General features: G+C 42.4%; 14 protein-coding genes. 5 read left to right on the top strand and 9 right to left on the bottom strand.

Features of this window, described 5'->3' with window-relative positions:
* Nucleotides 1-410 precede the first annotated feature (410 nt).
* The 6 genes from mnmE to D1136_RS06090 form a co-directional block, all read right to left on the bottom strand.
* Complete coding sequence (gene mnmE / locus D1136_RS06115) at nucleotides 411-1805, bottom strand: tRNA uridine-5-carboxymethylaminomethyl(34) synthesis GTPase MnmE (RefSeq protein WP_161876731.1); 1395 nt, start codon at nucleotides 1803-1805, stop codon at nucleotides 411-413.
* A gap of 114 nt (nucleotides 1806-1919) precedes the next feature.
* On the bottom strand, nucleotides 1920-5783 hold the full coding sequence (locus tag D1136_RS06110; protein ID WP_161876730.1) for a TIM-barrel domain-containing protein: 3864 nt from the start codon (nucleotides 5781-5783) through the stop codon (nucleotides 1920-1922).
* A gap of 136 nt (nucleotides 5784-5919) precedes the next feature.
* Nucleotides 5920-6657, bottom strand: a complete 738-nt coding sequence (locus D1136_RS06105; RefSeq protein ID WP_161876729.1) for a metallophosphoesterase — start codon at nucleotides 6655-6657, stop codon at nucleotides 5920-5922.
* 74 nt (nucleotides 6658-6731) lie between these two features.
* On the bottom strand, nucleotides 6732-6995 hold the full coding sequence (locus D1136_RS06100) for a DUF1294 domain-containing protein (RefSeq protein ID WP_161876728.1): 264 nt from the start codon (nucleotides 6993-6995) through the stop codon (nucleotides 6732-6734).
* Between the two features lie 80 nt (nucleotides 6996-7075).
* Nucleotides 7076-7495: a Spy/CpxP family protein refolding chaperone gene (locus D1136_RS06095; protein WP_161876727.1), complete on the bottom strand. Its 420-nt coding sequence runs from the start codon at nucleotides 7493-7495 to the stop codon at nucleotides 7076-7078.
* 104 nt (nucleotides 7496-7599) lie between these two features.
* On the bottom strand, nucleotides 7600-8136 hold the full coding sequence (locus D1136_RS06090) for a GNAT family N-acetyltransferase (protein ID WP_161876726.1): 537 nt from the start codon (nucleotides 8134-8136) through the stop codon (nucleotides 7600-7602).
* A 165-nt stretch (nucleotides 8137-8301) separates the two neighbouring features.
* Between D1136_RS06090 and miaA the strand changes: the two genes are divergently transcribed.
* Nucleotides 8302-9228 (top strand): tRNA (adenosine(37)-N6)-dimethylallyltransferase MiaA, encoded by a 927-nt coding sequence (gene miaA, locus D1136_RS06085; RefSeq protein ID WP_161876725.1) that lies wholly within the window; start codon nucleotides 8302-8304, stop codon nucleotides 9226-9228.
* A gap of 1 nt (nucleotide 9229) precedes the next feature.
* Here miaA and D1136_RS06080 read toward each other — a convergent pair whose 3' ends face one another.
* Together D1136_RS06080 and xerD are read right to left on the bottom strand one after the other, a co-directional pair.
* Nucleotides 9230-9733, bottom strand: a complete 504-nt coding sequence (locus D1136_RS06080) for a hypothetical protein (RefSeq protein ID WP_161876724.1) — start codon at nucleotides 9731-9733, stop codon at nucleotides 9230-9232.
* A 55-nt stretch (nucleotides 9734-9788) separates the two neighbouring features.
* Entirely contained in the window at nucleotides 9789-10706 is a 918-nt protein-coding gene (gene xerD, locus D1136_RS06075; protein ID WP_161876723.1) for a site-specific tyrosine recombinase XerD, read from the bottom strand.
* A gap of 330 nt (nucleotides 10707-11036) precedes the next feature.
* Here xerD and aroQ point away from each other — a divergent pair, with 330 nt between their 5' ends.
* Genes aroQ through D1136_RS06055 form a run of 4 tightly spaced genes read left to right on the top strand, consistent with a single transcriptional unit; the run spans nucleotide 11037 to nucleotide 14212 of the window.
* Entirely contained in the window at nucleotides 11037-11456 is a 420-nt protein-coding gene (gene aroQ / locus D1136_RS06070) for a type II 3-dehydroquinate dehydratase (protein WP_161876722.1), read from the top strand.
* 57 nt (nucleotides 11457-11513) lie between these two features.
* On the top strand, nucleotides 11514-12911 hold the full coding sequence (pyk, locus tag D1136_RS06065; protein ID WP_161876721.1) for a pyruvate kinase: 1398 nt from the start codon (nucleotides 11514-11516) through the stop codon (nucleotides 12909-12911).
* 14 nt (nucleotides 12912-12925) lie between these two features.
* Nucleotides 12926-13516, top strand: a complete 591-nt coding sequence (locus D1136_RS06060; protein WP_161876720.1) for a uracil-DNA glycosylase family protein — start codon at nucleotides 12926-12928, stop codon at nucleotides 13514-13516.
* A 33-nt stretch (nucleotides 13517-13549) separates the two neighbouring features.
* A complete protein-coding gene (locus tag D1136_RS06055; protein WP_161876719.1) occupies nucleotides 13550-14212 on the top strand; it encodes an HD domain-containing protein in 663 nt (220 codons plus the stop codon).
* 43 nt (nucleotides 14213-14255) lie between these two features.
* Here D1136_RS06055 and D1136_RS06050 read toward each other — a convergent pair whose 3' ends face one another.
* A complete protein-coding gene (locus D1136_RS06050; protein ID WP_161876718.1) occupies nucleotides 14256-14630 on the bottom strand; it encodes a DUF3127 domain-containing protein in 375 nt (124 codons plus the stop codon).
* Nucleotides 14631-14667: the final 37 nt, after the last annotated feature.

The raw sequence follows: 14667 nt of genomic DNA, 5'->3' as shown, positions 1-14667 counted from the left end.
TTCTGGGGACGGTTTGGACCGTTTTCCAAGGGTCACCTTCATCCGTTTTTAAGGGGTCGGTTTTTCCGTTTTTTCCATTTGGGCATAGAATGTTGTGCCACACCATTCACAAACCTTTTTGATTTTCATTTTACTTGTTGCCATATTCGTTACTTTTAGAGGTTTATTTCTCTGGTTATTTCTCCATGTTGTTCAACTATCGTAAATCATAGTCAACTATAGTCAACTTTCTCCACGACCTTTCCGACCTAAAATCGGAGAGTAACAAGCGAGCAACAAATACGGTACAAAAATGAGCTGAAAAAGCCCTATAAACGATAACTATCGCTTATAAGACCAAAAAGAAAGGCGCTCAAAATGAACGCCTTGATAATTGATGATGCTATATGCTAATCGTTGGTAATCACCACTTACTTGCCGATGCAAAACCTCTCAAAAATATTCCCCAATACTTCATCCGTAGTAATTTCGCCGGTGATTTCGCCGAGGTAGTGGAGGCATTCGCGGATGTCCTGGGAGATGAATTCACCACTGAGGTCTGATTGTAAGCCGGAGTGCACCCGCTGGATGGCTGAAAGGGCATGCAGCAAGGCTTCATAATGCCGGACATTGTTGACGATCACATCCGAAGAATTCAACTCATTTAAATTTACGACATCTGTCAATTCATGAATTAAAACCTCCAAATTAAAGCCCGTGCGGGCTGAAATCGGGATGATTTGTTCTCCGGAAGTAAAAAGCCGGATTGTTTCCTGGGGAGTCAGTAAATCTTCTACCTGGTCTGTCTTATTTAGTACAATAATCAATTTGGCCGTATCTGTCAGGTGTTTTTTTACTTCACAGTAATACTCTTCAAAGCTTTCGGCACCCCGCTGCAAATCGGTCAGCAGCAACACTATACTGGCCTGGCTGATTTTTGAAAAGGTCCGCTCAATTCCCATATTTTCTATCTCATCAGACGTCGTGCGAATCCCGGCTGTGTCGATAAAACGGAAAGTAATCCCGTTCAGACTTACCGTATCTTCAATCACGTCACGGGTGGTACCGGCAATATCCGATACAATGGCTTTTTCTTCCTGCAATAAAGCGTTCAACAAGGTACTCTTTCCCACATTGGTATTGCCAACAATAGCGACAGGCACTCCGTTCTTGATTACATTTCCCAACGAGAATGAACGACACAAACGTTCCAACAAAGCTTCTATATTGCCGGCAAGCCGAAGCAACTCCGAACGGTCGGCAAATTCAACATCTTCCTCTGAAAAATCCAATTCTAACTCCAACAACGAAGTAATCCGTAACAACTCTGCCCGCAACTTCATCAGTTCAGCAGAAAATCCGCCTTTCATCTGGTTGATAGCCATCCGGTGGGAAGCTGCCGAAGAGGAGGCAATCAAATCGGCCACGGCTTCTGCCTGGGACAAATCCATCTTCCCGTTCAAAAAGGCCCGTTGCGTAAATTCTCCCGGAGTAGCTAACCGTGCCCCGGTATCTATCAGTAATTTCAATAACCGCTGCTGGATATATACCGAACCGTGACAGGCAATCTCCACTGACTCTTCCCCTGTAAATGAATGGGGCGCATGAAAAATGGTTACCAATACTTCATCCACTATCTCTCCTTTCTCCATAATCCGTCCGAAATGTACTGTATTGGCAGCGGCTTCCTGCAATTGCTTTCCCGCCGGCGATTTATAAATCCGCTCCACCAAAGCAATACATCCTTCACCGGAAAGCCGGATTACAGCAATAGCTCCCATGCCGGGAGGTGTTGATATTGCACAGATAATATCTGAAGTATTCATAACCGTATATGGTTTTTATAGTTGTTTATCTGAATAGATTAAAGTGAACCCTAAAAGTTTTTTACCAAACTTTTAGGGTTCTCTTTAGTCGACAATCCTATTGTTTAAAGGGGGTTAGAATTTATGTGTGCGTAAGTCTTTATCCACCAGTATGCCATCTATGGCTTTCAGGTTGAATTTAACTTTTTGCTTTGCTTTAAATTTCAGAATGAATAAATCCACATCTCCTTCCAGGTGGGCTTTGTTGCCGATGTTTACAAAAGTGGGATACAAAGCTTTTGTACCATTGGTATGGAGACGGTCGTTGGTTAGATTTTCCATTTCTTTCATATTCAATGCTTCAATACCGATAAATTCGTAGTCTTGCTGGTGATAGGGCAATGCGAAGCTAAGTGCATTCACGGATTGAAGTGCATTGCCTTTTACGCGGATTTCAATGATTTCGCCTTTGTTATAGTTTTGTTTGGCAGTACTGAGTTTGATATTACCTGCTACCTTTTCGGCCGGTTTTTTGTCTGCTCCGCCTTGCAATTGGGTGGCAACTACTGAGATGTCATAGGCATCAATCAAGCCATTACGGTTAATGTCGCCATTGCTTACATAACCTTCAAAATCAGCATCCCCTTGACGTAATCCGGTGTAATTCATATAAGAGGTGAAATCGTTCATGTCAATGAGGCGGTCGTTGTTAATATCGCCGGGACGATAACTTTCGGTGCCGGGAACTTTGAAAACATACAATTCTCTGCCTGAACCATAACCGCCAAGACCTTCTGTTACGTTTATCCGGAGATAACGGGCTGTCGGATGTCCGGTGAAATGGAATACTTTGACTTCGTTGTTACGCGGCCATTCGAAAGTACCTGCTTCAGTCCAGTTTTCTTTGTCCATGCTGTGGTATACTATTCCTTTCAGAATGGTTCCGTTGCCTGCATCTGTCCTTGGCAGATAGTGGAATTTATCCAATTGGTTGATAGTCTGTAAATCCATTGTCAAATTAAAAGGAATGGCATTTTCTCCGTATTTGGTATGCCAGGTATTGTTTTCGTCATAGTCGAATAATTTGTGTATACCTTGGCCTCCCTGGTTTGCTGCTGTTGTACTTCCTGTAATGTTCGGCAGGGCAAATTCCAGCGGATTCGCTTTTGTGGTCGCCTGAAATTCCGCCCATTCGGAGTAACCGTCTTTATTGACCGAGCGGATTTTAAAAGAATAAGGCGTTTCTGCTTTCAGGTCGGAGAATAATAACTCTGTGTTTACGATTGTAGAGTAGAGCATACCGTTGAATTCAATTTCATAGAAATCAGCGTTATTCACTTTGTCCCATGTCGGTTTCAGCGTATAAGCCTCTGTGTTTTCTTCGGTGATTTGTGCTTCCGGTGCAATCAGGCTTCCGGTGCTGGTCCGTAGCTTATCTGTCGGTTCGTAAATGAATCCTTCGATGTTCAGGCTAACCGGAGACTGGGTAACATCTGTTGCAGCCAGTTTTACTAATACTTGCGGATTCTTGGTAATCACTTTTTGGGCAAATTTGCTTCCAGGGGTGGCAAACCGGTTTAAGTTTGGAGTGCTGTTGTAGAAGTATACATTTTCCTGATTCAGGAAATCTTTCATTGAGTTAACTTCTGTCAGTTTGATTTTTTCTTTTCCGATTTTTGCTGCTATTTTTTTGGGTTTGGCAGTGACGTTGATTCTGAATTCGGTCATTTTCTCTTTGATAAATCCGTCAAATTCGCCTTCGGTGGGGAAGACAGTAACCGCTACATTGTTTTTGGCGTCTACTCTGGATTCAATTTTTGTGTTGACTCCTTTGCCTGTTTTATAAGCCTCGGTTGTACCATCGTCGTCATATTCCGTAAACGAACTATAGCCTGCCGGATAAAGTTCATAGATGCGGAGTTTGGGATTGATTTCAGATACATTGTTATTGGGATTCGTCAGAGGGATGATAGCCCCGTTTTTAACGAATACCGGTAATTTCCAGAGGGGAGCTGCTATGTTATTTACTATCCGGTTGCCGGCATATTTATCGCCTGTGAAGTAATCAATCCAGGTACCTTCCGGAAGATAAATCCCATTGCGGATGTCATTGCCCTCTTCGTCACTCTGGGTGTTCTGATAAATGGGTGCAACCAGGAAATAAGGGCCGTACAGGAATTGGTACTGGGTGGCTTTGCCTAAAGTATAAGGATTGGGATATTCCAGGAACATTGCGCGGATCATGGGCATACCATCGATGGCTTCTTTGGCGATGCTGTATGCGTAAGGCATGATTTCCGATTTTAGTTTGAGGTACCATCGGTTGATGGAAGTTGCCGGTTCTCCTAATGCGTGGGGATATTTTTCATTCGCACCCCATCCATCCATGTTTAGTTGCATGGGTGTGAAGGTTTTCCACTGAAAATCCCGGGTATTGACGATGGGATTTTTGCCTCCGAAAATACCGTCCATATCGGAACTGATGTTCGGTTGTCCTGATAATCCGGAGCCCAGGTAAGTAGGGATATGGAAGCGGATGTACTCCCATACGCCTCCGGTTTGGTCTCCCGACCAGATGCCGGCATAACGCTGGGTACCGGCCCATCCGTCCAGTGAAATAATAAAGGGGCGGCTGTTGTTGCCGTAGTAGGGCATGATATGACCTACGTCAGCTACTCCGTTTAATCCGAAAGAGTAGCCCGCACCTACCCATGCTACGTCGGTTTTTAATACCCGCACACCTGCTTCTTTTACTTCTTTTACAATATCTCTTTGTAAAAGGGCACTGATTTCTGGTTTCGGATGCAGGTCGGATTGTGTCCACAAACCGATTTCTACCCCGTGTTTACGAGCGTAATCTCCTAACTCTTTCAGGTTTTGTATGTTGCCGTCCAGGGTTTCTGTTTGTCCGTAACCGGCTCCGTAGCCGTCGTTGGGAAGTAGCCATCCCAATGGCATGTCGTTGTTTTTATAGCGGTCGATAACTGCACGGGCAGAAAACTGGTAATTATTGTTTTCTCCGTTTAAAGATTCTTTGATACCGCCATTGTCTTTTTGGCTTTCTTTGTAACGTTTCCCGTCTTCGAAAAGAATACCTTTTTCATCTTCTTGCCAATAATCCCGGTTATAGGCATTCAGATGTCCTTGATAGAAGCCGAATTTGGGTAATAACACCGGATTTCCGGTCAATTGGTAAAAATCGTTGAGCAATGCAACAGCTCCTTCATTGACCATGAAGAATACGTCTAAGTAGTTGCTTTCATGACAGAGTTTTACGGTGCCTTCTTTTTCTGCTCCGAAATCATATTTCCCTTTTTTGAAGGTATGCCACATAACTCCGTAGCCGTTTGTAGACCAATAGAAAGGAGTAGGGGAAGCTACTCCGCCGTCTGTCCAGCTATTTTGGTTTTCAATGGAAATGACTTTTCCTTTGTGGGAGAACCGTCCGTTTTGTACTCCGCCGCCGTAAAAATATTCCTGAGGATTTTCTTTCAGGGTTAAGGTTACCTTTTTTTCTTCAAATTGGGCTGGAGCGATTTCTTCCATCACCACCCGGTTTGTTGTCCGGTTAGTCACTTTCATCAGCGGACTTTTTTTGTCTAATTCGATTTTGATTTTCCCGGTCGTGATTGTCACCTGGCTGCCGTCCTGGGTAATTTCCAGCCCGGAAACCGGTTTCCGGGGTTGGTCTACCAGTATTCGGGCAGCCGGTTTGGCTTCCGGTTCGCGGATGATACCTCCGTTTTTATCTTGAAATACCCGAAAGATATTTTCGCCATAAAAGTCGAAGATTATGTTTTGCCGGTCAGACAGGCATATTTCCACGGTAGTCGGGTTGATTTTTTTTACACTGATGATGTCGGAAATCTGCTGGTTATTTTCTTCTGCATTTTCGTTCCGGGATGTTGCCTGAGTTGGCAAGGAAAAAAACATAGACGATAACAGGATTGTCAGCAACATGGACTTCCTTTTACAAGAGGTTCTGATGATGTTGTTCATGAGGTTTATTGATTGTATTAGAAATGATTCAAACGTTATGGACAAGATTTTTCCACTCACTGTATGCAAAGTAAGTAAAAATTTTAAAAAACGGAGGGTTGTATAGTGTAAAAATATCTTTGATCCTATAATCGGGTTAAAACAAATGATCCATTTCGTTAATATCCAATAGCCGGAAATAGCAATTATCCTGTTTGAGCCAGGCACTTCGGTGGTAGTGGCCGTACCACCATTGTTTTATGGGATGTTCTTGTTTTTTCAGGGTTTCCCAGACTTGGTCCATAACCAGCCGTTCCTTTTCCAGATCGTGGTGCAAGTCATCATCTTGGGAAAGCCAGGCTTGGATTCCTTCTTTTGTTTGAGGTGGGCAGAAAGAGGGGCAGGTATGGCTGATTACGGTATCAATTTTAATTTTGGAGTTCGTAATTTCTTTTATCTTTTGAGGGTAAAAAACAGGGGCTTCCTCTTTCCAGTAAAGAAAACCGGCATTCTGTTCCTGTAATCGTCTTGTCCGGTCTATACTGATGGCTCCGCCAATACACAGGATGTTGTGGCGGGCTGTTTGGATTACGGAGTAATCCGGTGCGCAAACCGCTCTTTTTTTATGAAAAGAGAGACCGTCAAAGTAAACCGGATCGTCATGATTGCCCCGGATAAAAATGATGGCATTGTTTTTTTGGGTGAGATATCTTCTTATTTTAGAAGAATACAATTCCTCATAATAGGCAGGGCGGTTAAAACCAAAACCGCAATCGCCGGCTACAATAAAAAGTGTATTTTCTACGGAAATTTTGCTGTAGATTACTTCAAAATGGCCGTGTAGATCACCACAGACCATTACATTTTCGTATGAGGTAAAGTCGTAAAGTGCCATAAAAATCTTCCTATGTAAATTTAGTGAATTTTCGAATAAACCGGAAGTTTCTGTGTGGATTTAATTTTGTCCGATTAAACGATGAGATAGATAAGCAGGACGGTGTGGGTAATAAGTAAAAAGGGGATTCCCCAGATAAACTTAGCATGTTGTGTTTTATGCCGGAAAAGATACATACCGATAAAGGCCCCGGCTGCCCCTCCCAAAACAGAGAGCAGGTATAACCGGGTCTCAGGAATACGCCACTGATGATGGCGGGCTTTCCATTTATCCACTCCGAAAAGCAGAAAGGTTAAAAAACTGAGGACAGCGTAGTATGTGAGCAAAAATAACACCATAAGGGTTCAATTGTTTCCGGGGTAAAGATAATTGATTGCGTTACATAAAAAAAACTGCCCATTTCTGGGCAGTTTTGAAATTAGTTGCGGGGATAGTTTCCGTGCCGGGGAGTCCCGGGATGTCCCGGACCTCTTTGAGCCCTTTCTTTTTCCCGTTTTTCTTCATTGGTTTGATAAATTTTGTATTGCTCGGCTGTCAATACTTTTTTCAATTCCGTCTGCATGGCTTCGCGTTCTTTTTTCATTTGTTCCCGCATGGCTTCCCGGTTATCCCGGTTTTGGGCGAAGGATTTTTCTCTTTGTTTAAAAGATTCGCTGAACCATGTCTTGAGTTCGGATTGTTGCTTTTCTGTCAATTTTAATTCTTTGTTCAGGCGTTCTACCATGCGATTGGCGTGTTGTTCCGGAGTCTGTTTTTCCCGTGGTCCGCGTTGCTGCGCATGGGTGCATAAGGCTGCAAATATGCAGCATGCTACGGTTAGAAATACAATTTTTTTCATACTGTCATTTAATTGATAATTGTTTTGAAGCAATAATTATACTTTCAATCTTAAGACAATTTTGAGAAGAAAAGGTTTACATCGTTGATGTCAGGAGGATGTATTTAATTGTTGTTCCAGGTGGAGGCCAATTGTTGAAAATAAATGACATCTTCCCATTCATTTCCTCTTTTCAGCCATTCTTTCCGGTAGCCGGTACGGGTAAATCCTGTTGCTTCAAATAGTTTCAAACTGGCAACATTGCATTGGGGAACGCTGCTGTATACCTGATGTAGCCCCAGTGTCTCAAAACAATAGTCGAGCATGAGTTTAATGGCTGAGGAGGCATAGCCTTGTTTGCGGTGTTCCAGATTGTGAATCATAATGCCTAATCCTGCTCTGAGGTGATAAGGATCGAAATCGTAAAGGTCAATCAGGCCTATCGGGGTTTTGTCTTCCATACGTACAATCATCAGCCGGAGCTGTTTGCTGCAATATATATCTACATGAGAATTTTCGACATATTTTTTTAAGGTATAGTGGGAGAAAGGGGTCAGGGTATCGCTGACATCCCAGAGGTCCATGTTGTTTTCCCATTGGTAAAGATATTCCAGGTCTTCTGGTTCCAAAGCCCGGATTAAGATGTTTTCATCGTTCATCATACGTTTTGTTGTTATTCTTATTGGTCAATACTGGGGATTATTGTTTTGTTTATTGTGTGTTGATGCTTACAAATATATCTTTTTGGATTGAAATTTCCATTTTTCGGGTTTATATTTATTCCCGCAGTTTCATTACATTTGCGTCTTACGTAACGGTAAGATAAAATGTTTAATTTATTGAGTATTGTAGGACCGACCGCCAGTGGGAAAACGGCTTTGGCAGTGCAGTTGGCGGCTGCCTTTCGGGGAGAGGTGATCAGTGCGGATTCGCGTCAGGTATACAGAGGGATGGATATCGGGACAGGTAAGGACTTGCAGGAATACCTGGTCAATGGAGAAATTATTCCTTTCCATTTGATTGATATCGTGGATGCCGGAGAGAAGTACAATGTTTTTGAATATCAGTCTGATTTCGTAAAAGTGTGGGAGGATTGCCGGCAGCGGGGAGTGTTACCTGTTTTGTGCGGAGGAAGCGGTTTGTATGTGGAGGCGGTATTGAAAGGTTATCAATTATTAGCCGTTCCGGTGAATGAAGAGTTAAGGGCGTCTTTGAACGGACTTAGTTTAGCGGATCTGGCGAGTCGTTTAAGTGCTTATAAGAAGTTGCATAATACCACTGAGATTGATACCCCCAAGAGGGCTATCCGGGCTATAGAGATTGAGGAATATTACCTGACTCATCCGAAGGAAGAGAAGGTACTTCCGGAGATTCGTTCATTAATAGTAGGGGTGGATGTGAGTCGTGAGGTGAGGCGGGAACGGATTACTGCCCGTCTGCATGAACGTTTGCAGCACGGAATGGTGGAGGAGGTGCAAAATTTACTGGATTCGGGAATTGCTCCGGAAGATTTGATTTATTATGGTCTGGAATATAAGTATTTGACTCTGTATCTTATTGGTCGGTTGAAATATGAAGATATGGTCGGGCAATTGAACGTGGCAATCCACCAATTTGCTAAGAGGCAGATGACCTGGTTCCGGAAAATGGAACGGGAAGGTTTTGAGATTCGTTGGTTGAAAGGTGAACTGTCTATGGAAGAAAAAATAGCCCAGGTCCGGAATTGGTGGGAAGAAGGAAACAGGATATTGTGAGCTATTCTTCTTCTTCACAACATCCCATTTCTTTGCGGATATTTTCAATCAGGAATTCCTTTTCCGGAGGGAATTGTTCCATCATCTGGCGGAGTGTATGGCGTTGCTGTGCGGTGAGGTTACAGACCATATTTTCAATGGCTGTAGAAGCTTCAAAAGCTGCTGCGAATTCATCATTCCGGAGTATATGAATCAAGACTTCCAGATAAGGGCTGTAGTCCAAAGCGGATTCCCAGACAATGCGAAGCAGGGCGCTTTTTAGCGAAGAATCCGATGCGGACTGAATTTTTTTGATCAGCAGGGGACGAAAGTTATTATCCTTTATGTCGGCGAGCAAATTGATGATGGTGTTCTGTGTGTGGGATTCGCAAAAGGTGGATAGGGTGGACAACAGAGTTTCGGCTATGTTTAAATCGCCGTTTTCTTTAATATCTTTAACGGCTTCTGCCAGTAATTCCGGATTGTTGCTGTTTATTTTTTTCAGGATGTCGTCTGTATTTTCCATGTCATTTATTTTGCTGCGAAGGTAAAAAAAAGAGCGTTTAAACGCTCTTTTCTTTTTATTTTTTCGATTCTTCCTTTGAACGGGGATGAAATTTATTGATTGTGTCTTTTAAATAATGGTCGTCCAAATGTGTATAAATCTCAGTTGTGAGAATGGATTCATGGCCGAGCATATTTTGTACAGCCCTTAAATCAGCTCCTCCGCTGACCAGATGGGAGGCAAAAGAGTGCCGGAAAGTATGAGGTGACACGTTTTTCTTAATTCCTGCCCGCAGGGTCAGATGTTTAATGATATTGAAGACCATTACTCTTGAGAGGGGTGTGCCCCGTTTGTTGAGGAATAGGATATCTTCATATCCTTTCTCAATGTCCAGGTAATCCCGATAGACTTTCTGATATTGCCGGATTTCTGCTTTGGCATTTTTGCTCAGGGGTACAATTCTTTCTTTATTGCCTTTCCCGTCAATCTTTACTATTCCCATTCTGAAGTTGATATTGGACAATTTCAGACTGATTAATTCGGATACCCGTAAACCGCAGGAATAAAGCATTTCTATGATGGCTCTGTTTCTTTGTCCTTCCGGTTTGTACATTTCAACTGCATTTAAAATGGAATCAATTTCCGAAACAGTTAAGATATTAGGAAGTTTGCGGCCAATTTTCGGGGTTTCCAATAAAAGGGTAGGGTTTACTTCCAACTGGCCGTCCAGTACTAAGAATTTGAAGAAAGAGCGGATGCTTGAAATGCATCTTGCCTGTGTTCTGTTTGTAACTCCTACTTCTCCTACATATAGCAGGTAGTCTTTAAGCATATCATAAGTTACGTCGTTCGGCGTTTTCACTTGATGGTGTTCAGCACAGTAACCTGCTAATTTGCGGATGTCGTTCAGGTAAGCCTCCACAGAATTAGTCGAAAGAGATTTTTCTAAAATCAGATAGCTTTTGTAGCTCTCAATTGCATTGTCCCAAGTCATATTTATAATTTTATGAACGTTAAAAAATTCATATTAAGCACATTGTTATTGATTCGGTGGATAAAGATATATTTTTTTTTAATAACTTATTTACAAATGAAGAAGTTTAACAATCAGCAAAAAAGTATTTGAGTGAATGTTATGTTTTAAATGATTGGAATACAGTGTATTGCAAGGTGTGAGGTGGGGCTGCGCTTGTTTTTGTCCTTTATTGCAGGATGTGTCAGGTTGTAAACAGGAATTGGAGAAGACAATAAATTTACAACCTGGGAAAAAGAAACGGGAAAATTTGACTAATTTTGTAAAATTGGTAAGATAAAAACAGAAAAGATGAAAGTATTGGTACTTAATGGCCCTAATTTGAATTTATTGGGTATTCGTGAGCCGGAGGTTTATGGTAAGGAAAATTTTTTGGATTATTTAGATACTCTCCGTTCAAAATACAGGCAGGTAGAAATTGCTTATTATCAATCCAATATAGAAGGAGAACTGATTCATAAGATTCATGAGGTGGGGTTTGATTATGACGGCATTATTTTGAATGCCGGAGCTTATACTCATACTTCCATTGCTATTGCGGATGCTATTGCCGCTGTCGGGGCGCCGGTGGTGGAAGTCCATATTTCCAATACGGCTCGCAGAGAGGCATTCAGACATGTTTCTTATCTTACGGCGGTTTGCCGGGGAGTGATTATGGGATTTGGTTTGAAATCTTATGAATTGGCTTTACAGGCTTTGATAAATAATTGATAGATGATAACTATTTCCGGCGCTCTACGATAAAATAGAAAAAAAAGAATAAATGATATGAAGAGGACAAAAATTGTAGCTACTATTTCGGATAAAAGGTGTGAAGTCGGTTTTTTGCGGGAATTGTTTGAAGCGGGGATGAATGTAGTGCGCCTGAATACGGCCCACCAAACTTTGGATGAGGCTATGAAGGTGATTCAGAATGTTCGTGCAGTTTCGGAGCAGATTGCTTTATTGATTGACACCAAAGGACCGGAGGTCAGGACAACCGGAGTGGAGATTCCTGTTAGAGTGGAAAAAGGAGATGTCGTTTATATGAGCGGGGATTTGAACCTGAGAAAAGAGAAATTGATAGGAGTATCGTATGAAAATTTTGTTCAGGATGTCCGGATTGGCGATAAAATTTTAATTGATGACGGGGATGTGGAGCTGGTTGTACAGGCTAAAGGTGACAACATGCTGGAGTTGGTTGCTTCCAATCCCGGTGAAATAAAAAACAAGAAGAGTGTGAATGTTCCCGGTGTCAGTATGAAATTACAGTCTTTGAGTGAGAAAGACCGTAATTTTATAGAGTTTGCCATAAAAAACGACCTGGATTTCATTGCCCATTCTTTTGTGCGCAGCAAAGACGATGTGTTGGAAATTCAGCATATTCTGGATGCTCATAACAGTAAAATAAAAATTATAGCAAAAATAGAGAACCAGGAAGGAGTTGACCATATAGACGAGATTCTGGACCATGTATACGGGGTGATGGTGGCGCGGGGGGATTTGGCCATAGAAATTGATGCGGAGAAGATACCTTTGATTCAGAGGATGATTGTCAACAAATGTATAGAGAGTAAAAAACCGGTGATTATTGCCACCCAGATGTTGCATTCCATGATAGAACATCCCCGGCCGACTCGTGCCGAAGTCAGTGACATTGCCAATGCAGTGTTTAGTGGTACGGATGCTGTGATGTTGAGCGGAGAGACTGCGTATGGTAATTACCCGGCAGAGGCTGTGAAAGTTATGGCGAAAGTTGCCGAAGCGAATGAAGCTACTTTACTTCCGGATTCCAACCGGAACCTGGTGCGAATCAATAATGAGATTACAGCGGCATTGGCCAGGGCGGCAGTGAGAATGACAACCATGTTACCTATAAAAGCTATTGTGGTCGATACAAATTCAGGACGGACGGCCCGTTATTTATCGGCATTCCGGGGTGGGCATCCGGTGATAGCCCGCTGTTATGAAAAAAGGGTGATGCGCGAGTTGGCACTTTCTTATGGGGTTCAGCCTTATTTTTCGGTTAAACCTCATTCCCGGGATGAGTTTATGCGGGATATTCCTCAGGTATTATCTGAAAAAGGTTATCAGCCGGAAGAGCAGATTCTGGTTGTCGGAGGGAGTTTTGGACATGTCAGGGGGGCCTCATTTATGGAGATATGCCGCATCAGTGATATAAAATAGAAAGCCTGGCAAGAATGGAAACAGACGAAGAGAAAATAGAACGGCATCCGTTGGAGCCGTTTTTTCCGGAAGGAGCTCGCTTGCTTCTGATGGGGAGTTTCCCGCCTAAACGGGAACGCTGGAAGATGGATTTTTATTATCCTAATTTTCAGAATGATATGTGGCGGATTATTGGTTTGGTATTTTTTGATGAGAAAGATTATTTTTTGACTGAAGACAAAAAGTCTTTCTGTGAGTCGCGTATCCGCAGTTTTTTAATCCGGAAAGGGATTGCTTTGACTGATTCAGGTCGGGAAGTAATCCGGCAGAAAGATAATGCTTCCGATAAGTTTTTAGAGATTGTGGGGACGATAGATTTGTCGGAGGTGTTAAAGTGTTTGCCGGAATGTGAAGCGATAGTGACCACGGGCCAGAAAGCGACTGATACTTTACTTACTATGATAGAGGCTCAGCAGCCCGGAGTGGGGCAGGCTGTGGAGTTTGTCTATGATGGCAGGAAATTGCGTCTTTACCGGATGCCATCTTCTTCGCGGGCTTATCCGAAGCCTTTATCTGCTAAGGCTGAAGAATATAAAAAAATGTTTCAGGAAATGGGAATGTTGTAATTATTCCTTCCCATGAAATAGAGAAAAGGAGATATGAAAATTACGTTTGAGGATATAAAGAGTGACGGAAGAATTAAGTGTTACATAGCACAGGCTGATAAAGCCCTGGCTGCGATGGGGTATACGGAACATGCTTTTGCCCATGTCGGAAAGGCGGCAGAAACGGCAGAACATATTTTAAAAACTTTGGGATATCCGGCCCGTCTTGCAGAATTGGCAAAGATCGCCGGTTATATGCATGACATTGGTAATGTGGTTAACCGGATTGACCATGCCCAAAGCGGAGCTATTCTGGCTTTTCGTTTATTGGACAATATGGGAATGGATGCCGATGAAATAGCTTTGGTGGTCAGTGCGATTGGTAATCATGATGAAAGCACTGCTGCTGCTGTTAATCCTATTGCTGCTGCTTTGATTCTGGCAGATAAGACGGATGTGCGCAGAAGCCGGGTGCGTAACCGGGATTTTGCCAGTTTTGATATTCATGACCGTGTAAATTATGCCGTGGAAGAATCCAAAATTTATTTTAATGAGGATAACTCTGCGATTGTATTGGAACTCATTATTGATACAACCATTTCGGCAGTTATGGATTATTTTGAAATTTTTCTCGGTCGTATGATGCTTAGCCGGAAGGCTGCAGAATTTTTGAATATCAGGTTTGAATTAATCATTAACGGGCAAAGGTTGTTGTAAAACCGGAAACTAAAAACTGGTTTTCAGTTTCCGGTTTTGCTGCTTAAAAAGGCAGGTCGTCAGCCTCCGGCATAGGGGGAATGTCTTCTACGCGATATTCCGGTACCGGGATATCGGCTGGATTCCGGGGTTCCAGTTTTTCTATACGCCAGCCTTCCAGATTTGTAAAATACGATGTTTGTCCTTTGTTTTCCCATTTCCTGCCCCGTATATTAAAATATACTTTGATATTTTCTTGAAGGGAAATGTTTTCCAGCAAATCACACCTGTCCTGGATTAGTTGTACTTTCACGAAATCGTTCCATTGCGGATTTTTTTCGTTTTCTACTTCTATGACAAATTCCCTTTTTTGAAATTTGTCGCTGATATGTTGTGTTTCTTCTTTGAAAATCAGTTTGCCGCTTATTTCGTAGTTCATCCGTTTTGTAAAATTGAAAATTATTGGCGCAAAGATA

The sequence above is a fragment of the Odoribacter sp. Z80 genome, assembly GCF_009935865.1.
Classification (GTDB): Bacteria; Bacteroidota; Bacteroidia; order Bacteroidales; family Marinifilaceae; genus Odoribacter.
This window is presented reverse-complemented; position numbering and strand designations above follow the sequence as displayed.

Excerpts from the sequence above, each read along its gene's own strand:
- xerD (WP_161876723.1), bottom strand. The coding sequence starts at position 10,706 with ATGACTTGGGACAATGCAATTGAGAGCTACAAAAGCTATCTGATTTTA.
- D1136_RS06055 (WP_161876719.1), top strand. The coding sequence starts at position 13,550 with ATGAAAATTACGTTTGAGGATATAAAGAGTGACGGAAGAATTAAGTGT.
- D1136_RS06090 (WP_161876726.1), bottom strand. The coding sequence starts at position 8,136 with ATGATGAACGATGAAAACATCTTAATCCGGGCTTTGGAACCAGAAGAC.
- pyk (WP_161876721.1), top strand. The coding sequence starts at position 11,514 with ATGAAGAGGACAAAAATTGTAGCTACTATTTCGGATAAAAGGTGTGAA.
- D1136_RS06060 (WP_161876720.1), top strand. The coding sequence starts at position 12,926 with ATGGAAACAGACGAAGAGAAAATAGAACGGCATCCGTTGGAGCCGTTT.
- D1136_RS06105 (WP_161876729.1), bottom strand. The coding sequence starts at position 6,657 with ATGGCACTTTACGACTTTACCTCATACGAAAATGTAATGGTCTGTGGT.
- D1136_RS06110 (WP_161876730.1), bottom strand. The coding sequence starts at position 5,783 with ATGAACAACATCATCAGAACCTCTTGTAAAAGGAAGTCCATGTTGCTG.
- D1136_RS06050 (WP_161876718.1), bottom strand. The coding sequence starts at position 14,630 with ATGAACTACGAAATAAGCGGCAAACTGATTTTCAAAGAAGAAACACAA.
- miaA (WP_161876725.1), top strand. The coding sequence starts at position 8,302 with ATGTTTAATTTATTGAGTATTGTAGGACCGACCGCCAGTGGGAAAACG.
- D1136_RS06100 (WP_161876728.1), bottom strand. The coding sequence starts at position 6,995 with ATGGTGTTATTTTTGCTCACATACTACGCTGTCCTCAGTTTTTTAACC.
- aroQ (WP_161876722.1), top strand. The coding sequence starts at position 11,037 with ATGAAAGTATTGGTACTTAATGGCCCTAATTTGAATTTATTGGGTATT.
- D1136_RS06095 (WP_161876727.1), bottom strand. The coding sequence starts at position 7,495 with ATGAAAAAAATTGTATTTCTAACCGTAGCATGCTGCATATTTGCAGCC.
- mnmE (WP_161876731.1), bottom strand. The coding sequence starts at position 1,805 with ATGAATACTTCAGATATTATCTGTGCAATATCAACACCTCCCGGCATG.
- D1136_RS06080 (WP_161876724.1), bottom strand. The coding sequence starts at position 9,733 with ATGGAAAATACAGACGACATCCTGAAAAAAATAAACAGCAACAATCCG.